The organism is Micromonospora halotolerans (assembly GCF_032108445.1).
Classification (GTDB): Bacteria; Actinomycetota; Actinomycetes; order Mycobacteriales; family Micromonosporaceae; genus Micromonospora; species Micromonospora halotolerans.
The window spans coordinates 2033345-2052612 of record NZ_CP134876.1 but is presented as its reverse complement, the minus strand read 5'-3'; the positions used below and the strand labels follow the sequence as shown (position 1 = coordinate 2052612).

The following is a 19268-nucleotide window of genomic DNA, read 5'->3' as shown; positions in this document are numbered from 1 at the left end:
TCCGTATCGTGTCGACTCCGGAACGGGATGTTAGCGCCTCGCCGGTGCCCCGGCCGACCGCCGCCAACCAGGCATTTGTGATCTTGTTACCACCTTGTAGGTTGTAGGCGATGCCTGTGGCCTGTTCACGGAAGGAGAGGTGGCCGTGACCGGATGGGAACCGGCCACCGAGGCCGAGGTGGCGATGCGCGATGCGCTGCGCGCGCAGGACCAGCAGCTCTACTTCCGCATTCTGACCCGCTTGGAGCTGCTCCTGCCGGTCGCTGCGGAGGCGCTCCCCGGGCAGGGCCCGGCGGGCTGGGGCACCTGGACCACGGGGGGCCGCACGCACGTGCTGGCCTTCACGTCGGCCGCCGCGCTGCGCGCCTGCCTGGGCGAGAACGCCGGTGCCACCCGCCGTCTCCCCTACGCCGACCTGGCCGCCGACTGGCCCAACCACGAGTGGTGGCTCGCGGTCAATCCCGGGCTGCCGATCGAGGGCTACCTGCCGGCCTGGTTCGTGGCGCAACTCGCCCGGGGTGACGTCCGGCTGCCGGGGCGGACCATGGGCGCCCGGGCCCGCTTGGAGCGGGTGGAGAACGCCACCCGGGCCGCCCGGGGTGGCCCGTCCGCGCCCGGCCGGGACGTGCCGCCGCCGGTGCCCGGCGGGCGGATCCCGCCCGAGCCGGTCCGCACCGGACGCGGCCCGGCCGTCCCCGAGCCGTCGACCGTCCCGATCCCCACCGTTCCCGCCCCGAGCACTCGCCCCGCCGTCCCCGAGCCGGCCACCCCGCCGCCGTCCCTCCGCCCCGAGCCGGCGAACGGCCGGTCGGCCCGGCCGCTCGGCCGCCGTACGCCCGACGACGCGCGGCCCGCGGGTCCGGCCGGCGCCGATCCGGGCCTGGACAACCTCGCCGGCTGGCTCACCGATCTGCGCCGGCGCCCCGACGAGTCGGACCCGTTCGCCGACACCGGCCGCTTCGGGACGGCCAACGGTCGGCCGGCCGAGCCCGCGCCGCCGCCCGCCCGGTCCTTCTTCGAGCCCACCCCGGGCCGCTCGCCCCGGCGGCCCTCGCCGCTCGACACACCGCGCCGCGACGGGGACCGGGCCGTGCCGCCCTCCCGGTTCGCCGGCGGCGGCCAGCCGTTCCCGCGCCGGCGGCCGTTGAACGAGCCGGTGCCGGGGGAGCCGGCGCAGGCGTTCCGGGTGGACTCCGCCGAACCGGCGCCGGCCCACCGCCCGGCGGAACCGGTACGGCCGTTCCGCCCCGCCGCCCCGCCCGCCGAGACCACCCAGGAGCTGCCCCGCCGGCACGCGGGCGCCGGCGACGGACCGGGCCCGGACGAGCGGACCCCACCGATCCCCGGCCCGGGCGACCTCGCGGAGGCCGAGGAGCTTCCGCCGTCCATCGCCGAGCCGGTGTCCAGCCCGCCCGCGCCGCGTCGGGGCTTCACCCCGATCGTCATCGAGGGCACCGTCATCGAGTCCCGCGACCTGACCGAGCCGTCCCCGCCCCCCACCGTCGGCGCGCCGCCCGAGCCCTACCAGGTGCCGACGGTGCCCGCGGCCGCGTCCGCGATGGCGGCGGCTGCGGCGCCGGCCGCCTCCGGGGCCGACGGTGACCGGACGGCGCCCTGGGCCGGGCCCACGGACCCCACCCTGCCGCTGACGGTCGATCCGCCCGCCTCGCCCGCCCCCGGCCGTGTCGCCACCGCGCCCTCCGATCTGGGGGAGCGGCCCTTCGGAGCGTCGGGCGAGCCGACCGTGCCGATGTTCGGCCCGGCCGGGCCGGGACCGGCGGACGACCCGCGCCCGTCACTGTTCACACCTGCCGGCCCGGGCGACGATGCCGGCGCGCCGCCGGACGAGCGGACCGTGCCGCTGGGGGAGCCGCCGATCGCTCCGGCGGTGTCCTCGCCGGACCGGGTCGCGCCGGCGGACGAGGCGGCCACGTCGCTGTTCGCGCCGACCTCGCCGGCGCCCGAGCCGACCACCACGCTGTTCGCGCCGACCTCGCCGGCGCCCGAGCCGACCACCGCGCTGTTCGCGCCGACCTCACCCCCGGCCGAGCCGACCACGTCGGTGCTCCCGCCGGCCGAGCCGGCCGCCTCGCTGTTCGAGCCGACCGCGCCGGCCGCCACCGACGAGCCGGCGCCGCCGGCGTTCGCGCCGACCACCGCCGACGACGCGACGACCTCGGTGTTCGCGCCGGCCGCGGCGGGGGAGCCGACCGCGTCGGTGTTCGCGCCGGCGGCTGCCGCCGAGCCCGTGTCGACGGAGAGGGCGGCCACCGGCACCCCGTCCCCGGCGGGCGTCACGGGCAGCACCGCGGAGGTCGACTTCGTGCCGGCGAACCAGGTGGAGGAGGAACTGCTGACCGCGGCCGGCAGCGGCAGCACCGACGGCTTCCTCACCACGCTGCTGCTGGCCCGGGTGCTGCTGCCGGTCGCACCCGAATCGGCGGCGGGCAGCCGCCCGGGGGACGCCGGCTTCGTCTGGCGTACGGAGCAGATCGACGGCGGGACCTACGTGGTCGTGCACACCTCCGCCGAGCGCCTGGCGGATCGGGCCGGCGGTCCGGTCGAGACGGTACGGGTGAAGTTCGTCCAGCTCATCCGCCGCTGGCCGGACGTGAGCTGGTCGTTCGCCGTGAACCCGGGCACGCCGGTCGGGGCGACGTACCCGGGGGAGCAGGTTCTCGCGCTCGCCAACTGGGCCGCCGAGGTGGGGTTGGGCGACGACCCCGAGACCGAGCCGGAGCCGCCCGCCACCGCACCGGCGCCGGCCACCGAACCCCGGCCGGCCCCGCCGCCGGTGGACCCGACCCGGCCGGTGGCCATGCAGAAGGCGATCGCACCGAGCCAGCTGGCCTACTACCTGGAGCGGGGCTACGACCGGGTCTCGGGCTTCGTGCACCGGGCCAGCGAGCTGGCCCACCTCGGCACCCCGGCCGAGCTGTACGACGCGCTGGGCCTCGGCCACCCCGGCTCGCCGTTCTCCCGGGACGCCGAGGAGATCTACGTGCTCCGCTGGCCGGCCTACCGGCCGAGCCTCTACCGCATCCCGTACGGCGGGCAGAACGAGGCCGCGATGCGGGCCATGGAGGGCTGGGTCATCGAGCGGCCGCCGTTCCGCGGCAACGGCTTCGCGCCGGGGGAGAGCAGCGACGTGGTCGCCGAGTTCAAGGTGGACAGCGCGCGGCTCCCGCACGGCGCCGAGCTGTGGCGGATCGGCGCGGACGGCAGCGAGCGGGTGGTCGCGGTCCTGGACACCGACGAGCTGCTGTGGCGCCGGGCGGGTGACGCGTGACCCGCGACGGCTACGTGGCCCGCTGGCGGGGCCGGGAGTACCAGGCCAGCCCGGACGGCGGCGACGTCCGCCTGTACCAGCCGGAACCGGGCGAGGGCTTCACCGAGGTACGCCCCGGCCGGCACGTCCGGGTGGTGCCGGCGGCCGAGGTCGAGGACCTGGCGTACGTGCGGACCACCTGCACCTGGCAGGGGCAGCCGTTCATCGTGCTCGCCGAGCACGACGGGTGGCTGCGGGTGGAGTACACGGGCGGTCGCTGGCCAATGGCCCAGAAGATGGGGCTGGAGGCCTTCGACTTCGGTGTCTACCAGGGCTGGGCGCCCGCGGGCGAGGTGACCGACCTGCGCGAGCAGCGGGTCTGAGTCAGGATTTCGTCCAGCGCAGGATCTCGCCGAGCACCAGGTCCCGGGCCTCCACATGGGGGAAGTGGCCGACGCCGTCGAGGAGCCGCCACTCGTAGGGTGCGGTGACGTAGCGGCCGGAGCCCTGGGCGGTGCGGGGCAGCGAGGCCCGGTCGAGCGCGCCGTGCAGCTGCAGGGTCGGGGTGACCAGCGGTTTCTGCATGAGCCGGACGAACCGGTAGCCGTGCAGGCGCAGCACCGACCGGAACGCCCAGCGGTAGCCCTCCATGGCGCAGAACGCCGCCTGCGGGATCTGCATGGCCACTCGGCAGCACCGGGCGTACGCGTCGAAGTCGGGCCCGTTCACCCAGCGCGGCCCGCCCCAGCGGCGCAGCATCGCCTCCACCTCGGCGGCGTCGTCGCGGGTCAGCACGTGCTCGTAGCGGGGGAGCTGGAACTTCAGCGTGGGGGTGGACGCGGCGAACTGGCCGCGCGGGTCGGCGAAGAGGGCGGCCCGCAGCCGGAGCGGGTGCGGTGCGGCGAGCACCACGAGCCGCCGGACCAGGGTGGGGTGGAAGGAGGCGGCGGTCCAGGCGACGAGGCCGCCGGCGCCGCTGCCGACCAGAGTGGCCGACCGTTCACCGAGGGCGCGGATCAGCCCGGCCACGTCGGCGGCGAGGGTGTAGCCGTCGTACCCCCGGGGCGGCTTGTCGCTTGCGCCGTAGCCGCGCAGGTCGACCGCGACCGCGCGGAAGCCGGCGTCGGCGACGGCCGGCAGCATCTCGCGCCAGGCGTACCAGTATTCGGGGAAGCCGTGCAGGAAGAGCACCATGGGGCCGGTGCCGGCCTCGACGACGTGGAACCGGCTGCCGTTGGCACCGACGAACCGGTGGGTCCACGGCCCCTCGGGGAGCACGCAGGACTCGTCGGCGGGTCCGCCACGCTGGTCGGTCATGGGGCACAGCCTAGGGCCGGCATCGCGCAAGCGGCCCCGCAGGTGCGGAGGATCAGGGGATTCTCCGGGACATCGCCGGACCGGCCGTGGGCGGCCCGGCGCCGGAGAGGGCGATGCCCGGGCAGGTGACCTGCCCGGGCATCGCGGGGTGTAGCGGTGATCAGCGGCTCAGGAGAAGCGGACCTTCATCGAGGTGCCGTTCTGCGTGAGAACCTTGATCTTGACGCCGGTGGCCGGGAGCTTGACGCCGTGGTTCGGCAGCTCCGGGTACCAGTACTGCTTGGTGTCGTCGAACAGCGGCTGCGCGGCCTGGCCACGGATGTACTGCGGCTGGCTGTTGATGTGCAGCGTGAACGAGTCGGCCTTCTTGAGGCTGAACGGCGCGTCGTAAACCTGGACGCGGGCCCGCCACGGGGCGCCGGTCAGGTTGTAGATCGGCCGCGGGTGGGCGTCGATGTAGAGGTTACGACCCTCACCCGGGTGCTCGAAGGTGTCGTTGTCCGCGTACCGGAGGTTCCAGTACGAGATCAGCAGACCCTCCTGGTACGCGTAGTGGTCCACCCAGTCCGGGCGGGTGTTCGCGTAGCCGAAGTAGTACGGGCCGGTCTTCAGGTACTTGTCGTACGAGACGTACGACCGGTTGCCCGCGATGTAGTAGTTGTCGAAGAGCCGGGTGTAGCTCTCACCGGTGATGCTCCAGCCGGCGAGCGCCCAGTCGCCGGCACCGTTCTCGGCGCCGTCGCTGAACAGCGTCTGGCCGTCGGCGGTCACCGTGATCGCGTCACCGAAGAAGCCGCCCGCAGAGAGGCCACCGTCGGTGATGTAGTGGAACCGGAACTGGACAACCTTGCCGGCCGCCGCGTTCAGCGGGATGTTGATGTCCGCCCACTTGCCCGCGCTGCTGCCGGTCAGACCCGGCGTCGGGTCGGTCTGGGACACCGGCGGGATCGGCTTGCCGTCGACCGTGCCGGGCAGCGCCGCCCAGGTCTTGCCGCCGTCCAGCGACGCCTCGAAGAAGAGATAGTCGAAGCCGGACTCGATGTTGAAGCGCCCCTTCATGGACAGCGCCGCCGAGGTCTTCCCGGTGAGGTCGATCGTCCTGGTCATGGTGTTGTCCAGGTCGTCGTCGTTACCGGAGAAGTACTGCTTGGTGCCCTCGAACGGAGCGCCGTACTGGAACGTGTACTCCCGCTGTGGCAGCACCACGACCGCGGCCTGCGCCTTCTTGGAGTTGTACTCCTCCGGGCCCAGGTCCAGGTCGCGCTTCTGCCCGGCCTTGATCACCTCGTAGTCGAGCCAGCCGAGCTGGAGCTTGTTCCAGGCGCCGAGGTCGCCACCGCGCTCGCCGATACCCTGGTCGTTCTTGCCGCCGAGCCGGCTCTGGGCCATCAGGGTCCAGTGCTCGTTGTTGTTGTCGCCGCCGTTGATGTTGTTGTAGTCGTCCGGCAGGCCGAGGTCGTGGCCGTACTCGTGGTAGAAGACGCTGCGGCCACCGTTCTCCGGCTGGATCGTGTAGTCGCGGATCCAGACGCCGGTGTTGCCGATCTGGGTGCCGCCGATCGGAAGGTTCGGCGGACCCACGCGGGAGGTGTTGTACGCCGACCAGCGGTGGCTCCAGATGGCGTCCTCACCCTGGTGCGGGTCACCGTCGGCCTGGTCGCCGCCGGAGTGGACGATCTGGAAGTGGTCGATGTAGCCGTCCGGCTCGTTGAAGTTGCCGTCGCCGTCGTAGTCGAACCGGTCCCACTGGTCGAACGACTGCATGTCGGCCTTGATCTGGGCGTCCGTGCGGCCCTTGGCCTTCTGGTCGGCGACCCACTGGTTGGCGGCGTCGCGGACCAGGTCCCAGGTGTTCTGGCAGACGTTGCTGTCGCAGACGGCCGGGTCGTTGGCCGGGTCGTCCGAGTCGTCGGCGATCGGGTCGTCCGAGCGGCCGTAGCGGGCGGCGTTGTACTTGACCTTCACCCAGTCGGTGACCATGCCGTCGACGGTGTAGCGGCCGGACGACTGGGCCTCGTAGTACTGCTTGAGCGACTCGTCGCCCGGGTTGGTGCCGAAGTACAGCTGGCGGAAGTGCTCCGGGCTGTAGTCGGGCTGCCAGACGGTGGAGTTGTCCACCGCCCGGTTGGGCGCCGGGATCTCGTTGTGCCGCGGACCGTCGTACGTGGTCGGACCCGCGATGTCCGGGTTGATGTCCTTGTCCGGGTAGGCCGGGTCGCGCTCGTCGCCGAACTCGGCGAGGATCACGAAGATCTTGTCGGTCCGCTCCCGGGCCAGCTCGACGTACTGGTCCTTCTTGCCCGCCTTGGCGGTCCGGGCGCCGGCCGCCGACGCCGCGCCGCCGGCGGTCTCGCCGACCTTGACGACGGTGCTGCCGTTGATCTTCTGGGCCTTGGCCCGGCCGGACAGGACCTCGCTGAGGCCCTCCTGGCGGAGTGCCCGCCGCTTGTCCTCGAGCTTGTCCGGCAGATCGTGAGGGGCCTGCGGCTCGGCGGCCGCCGGAGCGGCAGTCGGCAGCTTCGGCGTCGGCGCGGCGCTGGCGGCAGTGCCGGCCACCAATCCCGTCGCCGTCAGCGAAAGCCCGAGCAGACCCACTGCGACTTTGCGCACGTGGTACCTCCGGTGTGAGGGAACCGGCCCAACGGGGGTACGGGCCGGTGGAACGTCCCACAAGTGGGACCACTGGTGAAGATAAACACTCCCGTGACGCGTGGGAAGACAGACGCGTCGATTTGTAGCAACTTTTTGACGGGAACGCTCCGCACCGTCACATCAAAATCGGTCGATCGTCCACCATGAGCTGGGGCGAAAGGCTTCGGGGTACGCGAAAGGGGCCGCCGGCGTCGCCGCCGACGGCCCCTGCCGTGTGGTGCTACCCGATCAGTTGGTGACCTTGACGACCATGTCGCTGGTCGGGGTGGTGCCCTGCTTCAGGACCTCGATCTTGGTGCCGGTGCCGGCGACCTTCACCGAGTTCCAGGGGTTGTTGCTGTTCCAGTACTTGTTGACCCCGCTGTCGGTGAACACCGGCGTCGGGTCGAGCTTCGGCACCGTGACCGCCACGTCGTTCAGGTGGAAGGTCTGCGCCGGCTTGGCGTACAGGCTGAAGGTGCCGTCGTAGCCGTTGCGCCGGTTGGTGATGGTGCCGACGCCCCCGACCTGGATCTTGCCCGGCCGAACGTCGACCGGCAGGTTCAGCCCGTAGCCCGGGTGCTCCGACGTGTTGTTGTCGCCGTACGCGTAGTTCACGTACCAGACCAGCATGCCCGGCTGGACGGAGAACCGCTCCACCCAGTTCGGACGGCTGGCGAACCCGTAGTTGTACCCACCGGTCCGCAGCGTGTCGTCGTAACCGAAGTAGGTCCGGTTCTCGGCGATGTAGAAGCGGGGGTAGGAGTCGGTCACCGAGCCGCCCATCCGGGTCCAGCCCTTGGCGGTCCACTCCGCGGCCAGGGTCTCCGCGTCGTCGGTCCAGGCGACCGAGCCGTTCTTGGTCAGCGAGACGTTGTCCAGGAACGGGCCGGCCAGGTGCACGCCGCCGTCGGTGGCGTAGCGGTAGCGGAACGTCACGCTCTTGCCGGCGTACGCCGACAGGTCGTAGGTCAGGTCGACCCAGTTGCCGCTGGTGGAGCCGTCGACACCGGTCTCACCGGCGTCGATCAGCGAGTTGGACAGGGCGGCCCAGGTGGCGCCGCCGTCGGTCGACACCTCGGCGTAGAGGTAGTCGTAGTCCTCCTCGATGTCCCACTGGGCCTTCGCGGTGATCGACGCGGACGTCGCGCCGGTCAGGTCCAGGGTGCGAGTCAGCGAGGAGTTCAGGTCGTCCGCGCTGCCGCCCCACCACTCGTACGACCCGCCGAACGGCGTGTTGTAGTTCGTGGTCTGGGTCTGCGCGGGCAGGTTCACCACGACCGCCTGGGCCTTCGGCCCGTCGCTGTCGCCCGCCGGGCCGAGGGTCACCTGGGTGGTGCCCGAGCCGTAGTCGACGGTCGAGTGGTTCAGCCAGCCGAGGAAGAGCTTCGACCACGGGTCCATGTAGCCCGGGGTCGAGCCGATGTCGTCGGTGCCGTGGCTCAGCCACGAACCCGAGGACATCAGGCTCCAGAAGCCGACGCCGTTGTCGCCACCCGCGGTGTCGTACAGGTCCGGCAGACCGAGGTCGTGACCGTACTCGTGGGCGAAGACGCCGAGGCCGCCGTTCTCCGGCTCCGTGGTGTAGTCACGGATCCAGAGCCCGGTGTCGCCGATCTGGACGCCACCGGCCAGGTTGCCGGCGGGGCCGGCCTTGCCCTCGAGGTTCGGGAACGCCGCCCAGCGGTGCGACCAGATGGCATCCTCGCCCTCGGCGCCGCCGCCGGCCTCCTCGCCCTCACCGGCGTGCACCGCCTGGAAGTGGTCGATGTAGCCGTCGGGCTCGTTGAAGTTGCCGTCGCCGTCGAAGTCGTACCGGTCCCAGACGTCGAACTGCTTCAGGTAGTCCTTGATCTCCTGCGGCGTCTTGCCGGCCTTCGCCTGGGTCTCATACCAGGACGTGGCGGTGTCCTTGATGAAGTTCCAGTAGCCGTCGGCCTCGGAGATCTTGTTGCTGCCGTACCGCGCCTCGTTGAACGGGACGGTGATCCAGTCGCTGACGTCGCCGCCAACGGTGTACCGGCCACCCGACTGCTTGAGGTAGAAGTCCCGGAACGACTCGCCCTCACCGTAGAACATGTCCATGTAGTGCTCGCGGTGGAAGTCGGAGCGCCACAGGGTGCTGTTGTCGTCGGTGGAGCTGCCGTCCCAGTTGCGGTCCGGCTCGGGGATCTGGTTGACCACCGGGCCGGCACTTCCACCGGTACGGGGGTCGGTCTTGTCGCCGAAGTTGACCAGCATGGTGAAGATCGGGTCGGTCTTCGGGGCCTGCTGGTACTCGACGAAGAGGTCGTCCTTGACCTGGATGACCTTCGAGCCGTTGCGCGTCTGAAGCTTGGCCTTGCCGGTCAGCAGGTCGGAGATCGCCTGCTTCCGGAGCTCCCGGTTCTGGTCCGCCTTCGCGTCCGGGAGGTTGTCCTTGCCGTGCTTCGCCTTCTCGACGCCGGGGGTGGGCTCCGCAGCCGGGGCGGCGGACGCCGGGGTCGTGACGACACCGGCTGCCAGCAGCGCGGCCGCGGCCGAGGCCAGGCCCACTGTGACTCGTCTCCTCAAAGGTCCTCCTCCTTTGTGGATCTGTTACATGGCAGAGACAGCAAAAGCCATCACTGTCATGTCATGCGTCACTCACAATGGCAGGTGTTTGCATCGTTGTCACCGGTCAATCACCCGATGATTCGGCTTTTTTTCCCGGCCAAATCGGGGCGAAAGCGCCCAGCGATTCGCCGCCGGTTCACATTACGTTTCGGCCACGATCACCTAGCGTGACGGCGATTATGAGGTCCCCAAAGGGGAGCGCAACGGCACTGGAAAATGTCACACGAGCGCAGCGAAAAACTGTCCGCGCGTAAGAAGGGCGGGGCCCGTCCGGAGCAGTGTGCTCCAGACGGGCCCCGCCGTGTGATTCCGACGCGCCCTCGGCGTGTCAGGTCACGGGGTCGCCGGGGTCACGTACACCGTGGCGTACGAGTTGTCGCCGGCGGCCCGCTTGATGGTGATCGAGACGCCGTACGCGACGCCCGCGTCGCCCGGGTTGCCGGTGCCGAGCACGATCGCCCCACCGCTCAGCGTGGCCCCGTAGTACGCCGTGGCCGGCGTGCCGTCGGGGTTGGTCACCCGGGTGGTGTACTTCGCGTTGCCCCGCGACGGGATGACGACGGAGGCATCGCTGTCCCGGGCGAACGCGGAGCCGTTGCGGATCTCGATGCCCGGGTACCAGCCCTTGGCGTCGGTGAACGCCGACACCGGGGCCTGGGCACCGAAGTCGGTGCAGTACTCGCTGTACGGCTCGTCCGCCGCCTCCAGGCACTCCTTGAACGGGAACGTCGGGTTCAGCGAGAAGGCCGCGTTGGACGACTGCGGGCGGCTGGGCAGGTTGTCCAGCGCCGACGGGTCCTTGACGGCCGCCTCGCCCTGCCGGCGCAGCGGGTCGTTGTGCGAGTCGACGATCAGCAGCCCGCCCTTGGCCCCGTAGCTGGGCAGCGCGGTGAGCTGCCCGGTGACGTGGTTGACGTCGCCGAGCACGGTGTCCCGGTACCAGACCAGCATGCCCGGGGCGTTGTAGGAGAGCTTGTCGACCTTCCACGCCTCGTGCGAGTAGACCGTGTCGTAGGCGTACTTCAGGCCCTTGTCGAAGCCGTCGAAGTTGCGCCACTCGGCCAGGTAGTAGTGCGCCTTGACCTGGGTGCCGCCGTCGGTGTGCCAGCCCGCGCCGGTGGTGTCGGTGAAGCTGTCCGCGGCCTGGGTCCAGCCGTTGGCGCCGCCCTCGACGTCGTCGCTCCAGGTGGTGGCCCCGCCGCCGGTGACCGAGAAGTCGTCGGCGAACCAGCCGCGCTCCACGAACGCCTCGTCCGTGGCGTACCGCAGCCGGACCTGGACGGTCTGCCCGGCGTACGCCGACAGGTCGACGTAGTCGTGCCGCCAGCCGTTAGTGCTGCCGGTCAGGCCGTACTTCTTGGTGGCAGTGCCGCTCAGTTCGCCGAAGTCGACCATCCGGCCGTTCGGGTCGGCGTACCCGTCGTTGGTGGTGACGAGCTTGCCGGTGGCGTCGTAGACCTTCTGCTCGGACCAGGTGGCGCCGCCGTTGGTGGAGACCTCGAGGAAGCCGTAGTCCCAGTCCGCCTCGATGACGTAGTTGTTCCACATCCAGAACTTCGCGTCCGCGGCGTTCGGGACGGTCACCGTCCGGCTCAGCTTGGCGTCCGCCCAGTCCTGGTCGGCGCCGGAGTACCACATGTTGGCGCCGCTGTGCGGCTGCGCCAGGGTGATCACCTTGTCCGGCAGGTTGATCTTGATGCCGTCCTTGGTGCCGACGGGCGTGTTCGAGGTCTGGCCCAACTGCACCGAGCGCGGGTCGTCACCCGGGTTCAGGGTCACCGGGTCGGCCCAGCCGAGCACCCACTTGTCCCAGAGGCCCATGTGGGTGGGCAGCGCCTGGAAGATCTCACCGGTGTGCGAGCCCGAGGCCATCAGGTCCCAGAAGTCGACGTCCGAGTCTGCGTTGCCGGAGGTGTCGTAGAGGTCCGGCAGGCCGAGGTCGTGGCCGAACTCGTGGGCGAAGACGCCGACGCCGGCGTCCTCCGGCTGCACGATGTAGTTCGCCACCTTGAGGTTGGTGCCGGGGATCCGGTAAGCGTCGTTGGTGACCGTCGAGGAGTGCGCCCAGACCGAGTAGACGCCGACGTCGCCGCCGCCGCGGGACTTGCCCTGGTTGGCGTGCACCAGCACCAGGTGGTCGATCACGCCGTCCGGCTCGTTGACGTTGCCGTCGCCGTCGGCGTCGTTCTGGTCCTCGATGTCGTAGTCGGCCCACGGGAAGTTCGGGTCCATCTTGGCCAACGCATCGATGGCGTCGGTGGCGAGCCGGCCAGCGCCCTGCGGGTTGTCCGGGTGGCCGTTCATCGACTGCTCGCGACCCGCGACCCAGTTGCCCTTCTCGTCCTGGAAGCAGCGGGAGGCCGCGTACCAGCCCTCGGAGTGCGGCACGGTGATCCAGGGGCTGGCCTGCCCGTCGACCGTGTACGCGCCCTTGGACATCTCCAGGTACATGTTGTGCATCGTGCGCCCGGAAATGTCGATCCCCGGCTTCCCGTCCGGCCCGGTCAGGTCCTTGCGGACCCGCTCGGTGATGCCCTCCTTGGTGTAGAGCATCTTGTCGTAGTGCTCGGGGGAAAAGTCCGGCACCCACATCGAGTTGTTGTCCTCGTGCGGCAGGGTGGCCGGGTTGGCGATCGTGTTGTGCTTCGGGCCGTTCTGCACGGTGCCGAGGACACAGCTCCGGTCCTCGAAAACCGTCTTCGGCACGTACACGTCGGTGAAGTCGTCGTTCGCCTTGTCGTTGAACTCCACCAGCAGGGTGAGCAGCTTGGCGGTCTGGGTGCCCTCGGCCTGCTTGATCTGGCGGGGGCTCTTCCCCGTCTTGATCGCCTTGGCCTCCAGCTTGGCCAGCTCCCGCGCGGCCTTCGGGTTGCCGCCGGCGAACTTGCGGTCGTATGCGCGCGCCGCGTCGACCGGGCTGGTGTAGACGCCGTCCTTGCCCTTGACCTCCTTGCCCGGCGTGTCCGGCTGGACCTCGGGTTCGGCGTAGTTGATGTAGTAGTCGTCCGCCCCGATGGTGGCCCGGGCGGCGCCGGACGTCTGGGCGGCCGCGCTGCCCGTCACGGTCAGTGACGTGGCGGCGAGGGCGATGGCGGGCAGCGCGACGAGTAGGCGTCGGCGTGACCCGGACCGTGGAAATGTGTGCATGCCACTCCGTTCGTGGGGCATGGGAGGAGGGAACCGGCCGGTCGCGCGTCGCAGTGACGCTCGTCGAACCGGTCCGATGCGGCTGAACCTAACCGAAGAGAGCCTCCATCGACAGGGGGCGACATAGCCTCTGGCCGATCAGCCTGCCGAGCCTCCACCGAACTTCCGACAGGTGTCTCAACAGAACGACGGTGGGTGGCGGCCCGTCCGGACCGCCACCCACCGTCAGGGGTACGTCTGCGCTCAGTCCTCGTCGGACTTGCCGCCACCCATGCCGGAGGAGATCAGGTCCATCACCGAGGAGTCCTGGAGCGTGGTGACGTCGCCGAGCGAACGGTTCTCCGCGACGTCGCGCAGCAGCCGGCGCATGATCTTGCCGGAGCGGGTCTTCGGCAGCTCGGGCACCAGCATGATCTGCCGCGGCTTGGCGATCGGGCCGAGCGTCTTCGCCACGTGGTTGCGCAGGTCGGCGATGAGCTGCTCACCGGCCTCGCCGGAGATGTCGGTGCTGCCGCGCGGGATGGCGAACGCCACGATCGCCTGGCCGGTGGTCGGGTCGGTGGCGCCGACCACCGCCGCCTCGGCCACCGACGGGTGGCTGACCAGCGCCGACTCCACCTCCGTGGTGGAGATGTTGTGGCCGGACACCAGCATGACGTCGTCGACCCGGCCGAGCAGCCAGATGTGCCCGTCGTCGTCCTTCTTCGCGCCGTCGCCGGCGAAGTAGACCCAGTCGTCGCCGTTGTTGGCCCCGGCGCCGAAGCGCGACCAGTAGGTCTCGATGAAGCGGTTGTCGTCGCCCCAGATGGTGCGCAGCATCGACGGCCACGGCTCCCGGAGCACCAGGTAGCCGCCACCGCCGTTGGGCACCGACTGGCCCTGGTCGTCCACCACGTCGGCCACGATGCCGGGCAGCGCGGTCATCGCCGAGCCGGGCTTGGCCTCGGTGACGCCCGGCAGCGGGGAGATCATGATCGCCCCGGTCTCGGTCTGCCACCAGGTGTCCACGATGGGCAGCTCGCCCCGGCCGACGTGCTGCCGGTACCAGATCCACGCCTCCGGGTTGATCGGCTCCCCGACGCTGCCGAGCAGGCGCAGCGAGGACAGGTCATAACCGGCGGGGATGTCCTCGCCCCACTTCATCATGGTGCGGATCAGGGTGGGCGCGGTGTACAGGAGGGTCACCTTGTACTTGTCGACGATCTCCCAGAACCGGCCCTTGTGCGGGGTGTCCGGGGTGCCCTCGTACATGACCTGGGTGGCGCCGTTGGAGAGCGGTCCGTAGACGATGTAGGAGTGCCCGGTGACCCAGCCGATGTCGGCGGTGCACCAGTAGACGTCGGTCTCCGGCTTGAGGTCGAAGATCGCGTGCGTGGTGTACGACGTCTGGGTGAGGTAGCCGCCGGTCGTGTGCAGGATGCCCTTCGGCCGGGCCGTGGTGCCGCTGGTGTAGAGGATGTACAGCGGGTGCTCGGCGTCGAACGGCTGCGCGGTGTGCTCCGGCGACGCCGTCTCCACCGTCTCGTGCCACCAGTGGTCCTTCGCCGACCAGGCGACCTCCTCACCGGTGCGGCGGACCACCAGCACGTGCTCCACCGACGGGCAGTTCGCCACGGCCTCGTCGACGGTCGGCTTGAGCGCCGACGGCTTGCCCCGCCGGAAGCCGCCGTCCGCGGTGATCACCACCTTGGCGCTGGCGTCCTGGATCCGGTTGGTCAGCGCGTCGGCCGAGAAGCCGCCGAAGACCACGCTGTGCGTGGCGCCGATCCGCGCGCAGGCGAGCATCGCCACCGCGGCCTCGGGAATCATCGGCAGGTAGATCGCGACCCGGTCGCCGGCCGTGACGCCCAGCTCGGTCAGCGCGTTCGCCGCCTGGCAGGTGAGCTTGTGCAGGTCCGCGTAGGTGACGGTGCGAGTGTCACCCGGCTCGCCCTCCCAGTGGATCGCCACCTTGTCGCCGCGGCCGGCCTCCACGTGCCGGTCCAGGCAGTTGTACGCCACGTTGAGCTGACCGCCCACGAACCACTTCGCGAACGGCGCGTTGGACCAGTCGAGCACCTGGTCCCACTGCCGCGTCCAGTGCAGCCGCCCGGCCTGACGCTCCCAGAAGGCGAGCCGGTCCTCGGCCGCCTCGGCGTACGCGTCCGCGGTCACGTTGGCGTTCGCGGCGAGTTCGGCCGGCGGCGGGAACTGGCGCGTCTCGTTCAGCAAGTTGGCCAATGCCTCGCTCATGCGGTGACTCCTTCATCGCGTGACCTGCGTCTCCTACCCGGGAGAGGTTAGTCCCGGCGCGCCCCCCGCCGCGACCGCCCGTCCACCGACCACGCGCCCAGTAGCCCTCCGCACGCGCCGAGCTGTCAGGACGGGCCCCGCGCTGCCCGCGCACCACGGGGTGGCCGGCGGGCGGTAGGCGTGGTGCCGGTCGCGTTCCGGGCGGCTCGCGCTCCGGCGGGGTGCGGGGATCGCTAGCGTGGCGGGGTGACCACCGACCCGCTCGCCCCGCTGCTCGCGCTCGCCGACATCGTGCCCGCCGTTGAACGCGCCCGCGACCGGGTCGACGAGGCCCACCGGCACCGCGCGCTGCGCCGCCAGGGCGGCCAGGTCGCCGCCGAGGTCAGCCTCCGCTCGGCCGTGGCCAGCGCCGCGCTGGAGGGCCGGGTGCACGACCGCGAGGAGGTACGCGCCGGCACGGTCACCGATCCGCTGCTCCAGGGCGCGCTGCGGGTGGCCGGGGCGCTGCCCGGGCTGAGCGAACTGTGGCCGAAGGCGCCGCGCCAGGCCCTGGCCCGGCTGCACGTGCTCGCGGCCCGCGACGTCGTGGCCGAGGCGGAACTGGGCCGCCCGGTGGCCGACCCGGTGGTGGCGGCCCGCCTCGACGGGCTGGCCGGGCTGGTGGCCGGAGGCACGAAGGTGCCGCCGCTGGTGCTGGCCGCCGTGGTGCACGGCGAACTGCTCAACCTGCGCCCGTTCGCCGGGCCGTCCGGGGTGGTGGCACGCGCCGCCGCCCGGCTCGTGCTGATCTCCACCGGCTTTGACCCGCGAGGGCTGGTCGCCGTCGACGTCGGCCACCGCGAGCGGGAACCCGAGTACGTCGGCGCGGCCGGCGCCTTCGCCACCGGCACCCCGGACGGGCTGCGCTCCTGGCTGCGCCACTACATGGCGGCCGTGGAGCTCGGCGCGGACCAGATCACGCTCATCGGCGACGAGATCCTCGCCGCGTCCTGATCCTTTCGGCGTCACCCGGGCTGCCACGGTCGCGACGGGCGGGTCGCCCGGGACGGTCAGGCGGTCGGGGTGGCGGCGCGGGTGCGGCGGTGCCGCCCGTACCAGGCGATGCCGATGGCGACGCCCACGCCCACGCCGAGGGCCGCCGCGGCGACCGGCACGGCCGGCCGCTCCCGCAGCCGCCGGCCCAGCGGAATGGGATGCCGGAACTCCAGCACCGGCCAGGAGTTCTCCACGGCCAGCTTGCGCAACGCCCGGTCCGGGTTGACCACGCTCGGGTGCCCCACGCACTCCAGCAGCGGCCGGTCGCTGTACGAGTCGGAGTAGGCGTACGAGTCGGCGAGGTCGTAGCCGCGTGCCAGGGCCAGCTCGCCGACGGCGTCGACCTTGCGCGGGCCGGCCGCGTAGAACTCGACCTCGCCGCTGTAACGGCCGTCCGCGACCGCCATCCGGGTGGCGATCACGTCGGTCACTCCCAGCAGCTCGCCGATGGGGCGGACCATCTCCTCGCCGGAGGCGGAGACCAGCACCACGTCCCGCCCGGCGGCCTGGTGCTCCTCGATGAGGGCGGCGGCCTCGGCGTACACGTAGGGGTTGATCAGGTCGTGCAGCGTCTCCGCGACGATCTGGCGGACCTGCTCCACCGGCCAACCCTTGCAGAGCGTGGCGAGGTAGTCCCGGGTGCGGGCCATGGTCTGCTCGTCGGTGCCGCCCAGCCGGAACATCAGCTGCGCGTACGCCGACTTGACCACGTCACGGCGCGTGATCAGCCCGTCCCGGTAGAACGGCCGACCGAACGCGAGTGCGCTCGACTTGGCGATGACGGTCTTGTCGAGATCGAAGAAAGCGGCACTTCGGCCCACGGCGCGAAAGTCTAGCCGGAGGGGGCACGCTCGTCGGGTCCCCGGGGCCTCCGGGGAGGGATCGATCGGGGTGCACCACTCCTCAGAGTGACGGCCATCACACACTCGTACCATGAATTAGCGGTGCGTGGAGTGGACACCACTCGACGTATAAGGGTCCATTGCGGCATGCTTGTGCTCGCGACGAGAGTTCACGTCCCGTCGAACATGAAGGCTCTCGGCGGTTGCACCCCCCGTGACCGCTGAGTGGGTTCGGCTCGACCCCCCCGGAGCCGAACCTCACGACGACCCCCGTCTCCCCCCGACGGGGGTCGTCCCTATTCGGGAGCGATCCGCAGCAGGTCACAGCCCCTCCACGTCCTCGTTCAAGGGCGACGACCGCGCAACAGTGACGCGCTCATGTCCACGCGATCTGGTGGAACGAACAGATCAACCTCACCGGCACAGACCACCCCCGGCGGTTCGAGACTCGGCGAGACGCCGGCGGCTGGCGGGTGTGGGCAGCCGACCTGCCGCCGTGGTGCGGTGTGCACGTCCGGGCAGACGCCTGCCGCTGAGCGTCACCGGCGAGCTCGCCGCATGTGGATCTCCTATACAACAAGTGGGCATTACCTGCGCGGTGTCGACGACCGGCAGGTGATGTCGAGGTCGACGCCCACCCACTGCTCCTGCCGGTCCGCTCGCCAGCGGGCCGCCCACGAGGCACCGGTCCCACCAGCGTGTGACACCCGCGATCTGTGGCCCGCATCACGCGACCGGGCTGTCACACGGCCCGGGTACACCGGCATCTCCATGTCCGTAGGCACGCCGCGCGCCCGTCCGCGCGGCCCGCAACTCCACGAGCAGGAGCGTGATTGTGAACGAGCAGACCACCCATCGGCAGGTCGCGCTGATCACGGGGGCGAACAAGGGGATCGGCCGCGCGACCGCCGAGCAGCTCGCCGCCCTGGGCATGACGGTCCTGATCGGCGCCAGGAACGCCCGGCACGGCGACGAGGCCGCCGCGGCGGTACGCGCGGCAGGCGGCGAGGCGCACGCGATCACCCTGGACGTCACCGACCCGGCCACCGTCCTGGCGGCCGCGAGGCAGGTCGAGGAGCGTTTCGGCCACCTCGATGCGCTGGTCAACAACGCCGGCGTCTCCGGCGCCGGCAACGTCGCTCCCTTGGACGTCCGCGGGCAGATCCCGAGCGTCGCCGACCTGAACATCGTCCGGGCGGTGTTCGAGACCAACGTCTTCGGGGTCATCACGGTGACCAACGGCATGCTCCCGCTGCTGCGGCGGTCACCGGCGCCGCGCATCGTCAACCTGAGCAGCGACGCCGCCTCGCTGACCATCACCAGCGACCCGGACGGCCCGTTCGCGGGACTGCCCCCGGTCGCTGGGTACACGCCGTCCAAGACCGCGCTGAACGCGCTGACCCTGCAATACGCCAACGAGCTGCGCAAGGACGGCATCCTCGTCAACGCCGCCGCCCCCGGCTTCTGCGCCACGGACATCAACCAGCACACCGGGCACCGCACCGCCGCCCAGGGCGCCGCGGTCGTGGTGCGTCTGGCCACGCTCGGCGCGGACGGACCGACCGGCGGGTTCTTCAGCGAGGACGGCCCGATCCCCTGGTAGCGGCCCGGTGAGCGGATCGACCACCCGGGGGCGAACGAGCCCGGACACCCGACCAGACCTGCATCGCCGACCAACCGGCAAGGAGCATCCCATGAACCTCACACTGTGGATCGTCGCCGGACTGCTGTCCGCCGTCCTCCTGGTCAGCACCGCCAAGATGTTCGTACCCAGGGAGAAGATCGCCGCCGTGGGCCACGCCGGGGAATGGGTCCTGGACTTCAGCCCGGGCGCCCTCAGGGCCATCGGCACCCTCGAAATCCTCGCCGCGGTGGGCCTGATCGTGCCCGCCGTACTCGACATCGCGCCGGTCCTGGTGCCGGTGACCGCTGTCTGTGTGGCGTTGCTGTTCGTCGGTGCGGCGGCTATGCGCCTGCGCCGTGGCGAGACACTGACGATCGTGCCCGACCTGATCTATCTCGCCCTGGCCGCCTTCCTGGCCTGGGGCCGCTTCGGCCCCGAGTCCTTCACCGGCTGACCGAGCGCGGCGCTCAGTATGCCCTGTGATGGCTCCGCGCGGTCGTGGCCGACTCCCGCCGCGAACACGCACACCGCCATCGGCGAAGTAGGGGTGAGCCCTCGGCCGTGCAGGAGGGATGCG

11 protein-coding genes are annotated in these 19268 nt (G+C 71.2%); 5 read left to right on the top strand and 6 right to left on the bottom strand.

The window, feature by feature from the left end; genetic code table 11:
• The first annotated feature begins 145 nt into the window (after nt 1-145).
• Both RMN56_RS09595 and RMN56_RS09590 read left to right on the top strand, forming a co-directional pair.
• Complete coding sequence (locus tag RMN56_RS09595; protein WP_313723481.1) at nt 146-3289, top strand: SseB family protein; 3144 nt, start codon at nt 146-148, stop codon at nt 3287-3289.
• A complete protein-coding gene (locus tag RMN56_RS09590) occupies nt 3286-3651 on the top strand; it encodes a UCP033725 family protein (RefSeq protein WP_313723479.1) in 366 nt (121 codons plus the stop codon). The genes RMN56_RS09595 and RMN56_RS09590 overlap by 4 nt, the downstream gene beginning before the upstream one ends.
• Nucleotide 3652: 1 nt before the next feature.
• Here RMN56_RS09590 and RMN56_RS09585 read toward each other — a convergent pair whose 3' ends face one another.
• The 5 genes from RMN56_RS09585 to acs all read right to left on the bottom strand — a co-directional run bounded on the left by RMN56_RS09585 (nt 3653) and on the right by acs (nt 15190).
• On the bottom strand, nt 3653-4585 hold the full coding sequence (locus RMN56_RS09585) for an alpha/beta fold hydrolase (protein ID WP_313723478.1): 933 nt from the start codon (nt 4583-4585) through the stop codon (nt 3653-3655).
• 168 nt (nt 4586-4753) lie between these two features.
• Complete coding sequence (locus RMN56_RS09580; protein WP_313724695.1) at nt 4754-7180, bottom strand: immune inhibitor A domain-containing protein; 2427 nt, start codon at nt 7178-7180, stop codon at nt 4754-4756.
• Nucleotides 7181-7465: 285 nt separating this feature from the next.
• Nucleotides 7466-9769, bottom strand: coding sequence for an immune inhibitor A domain-containing protein (locus tag RMN56_RS09575; RefSeq protein ID WP_313723477.1), 2304 nt, complete (start codon nt 9767-9769; stop codon nt 7466-7468).
• 375 nt (nt 9770-10144) lie between these two features.
• Entirely contained in the window at nt 10145-12958 is a 2814-nt protein-coding gene (locus tag RMN56_RS09570; protein WP_313723476.1) for an immune inhibitor A domain-containing protein, read from the bottom strand.
• Nucleotides 12959-13201: 243 nt separating this feature from the next.
• Nucleotides 13202-15190, bottom strand: a complete 1989-nt coding sequence (acs, locus tag RMN56_RS09565; RefSeq protein WP_313723474.1) for an acetate--CoA ligase — start codon at nt 15188-15190, stop codon at nt 13202-13204.
• 246 nt (nt 15191-15436) lie between these two features.
• Between acs and RMN56_RS09560 the strand changes: the two genes are divergently transcribed.
• A complete protein-coding gene (locus tag RMN56_RS09560) occupies nt 15437-16183 on the top strand; it encodes a Fic family protein (RefSeq protein WP_313723473.1) in 747 nt (248 codons plus the stop codon).
• 56 nt (nt 16184-16239) lie between these two features.
• On the opposite strand, the gene RMN56_RS09555 is transcribed toward RMN56_RS09560, so the two are convergent.
• Nucleotides 16240-17046: an HAD family hydrolase gene (locus RMN56_RS09555; protein ID WP_313723472.1), complete on the bottom strand. Its 807-nt coding sequence runs from the start codon at nt 17044-17046 to the stop codon at nt 16240-16242.
• 856 nt (nt 17047-17902) lie between these two features.
• On the opposite strand from RMN56_RS09555, the gene RMN56_RS09550 reads away from it, so the two are divergent.
• Nucleotides 17903-18670, top strand: coding sequence for an SDR family NAD(P)-dependent oxidoreductase (locus tag RMN56_RS09550; protein ID WP_313723471.1), 768 nt, complete (start codon nt 17903-17905; stop codon nt 18668-18670).
• 91 nt (nt 18671-18761) lie between these two features.
• Nucleotides 18762-19145 carry a DoxX family protein gene (locus RMN56_RS09545; protein ID WP_313723470.1) on the top strand — a complete coding sequence of 128 codons (384 nt, stop codon included), beginning with the start codon at nt 18762-18764 and terminating at the stop codon, nt 19143-19145.
• The last annotated feature ends 123 nt before the right edge of the window (nt 19146-19268 follow it).

Bases quoted from the DNA above. Each gene is read 5' to 3' on its own strand.
- RMN56_RS09585 (WP_313723478.1), bottom strand. From the start codon at position 4,585: ATGACCGACCAGCGTGGCGGACCCGCCGACGAGTCCTGCGTGCTCCCC.
- RMN56_RS09570 (WP_313723476.1), bottom strand. From the start codon at position 12,958: ATGCACACATTTCCACGGTCCGGGTCACGCCGACGCCTACTCGTCGCG.
- acs (WP_313723474.1), bottom strand. From the start codon at position 15,190: ATGAGCGAGGCATTGGCCAACTTGCTGAACGAGACGCGCCAGTTCCCG.
- RMN56_RS09545 (WP_313723470.1), top strand. From the start codon at position 18,762: ATGAACCTCACACTGTGGATCGTCGCCGGACTGCTGTCCGCCGTCCTC.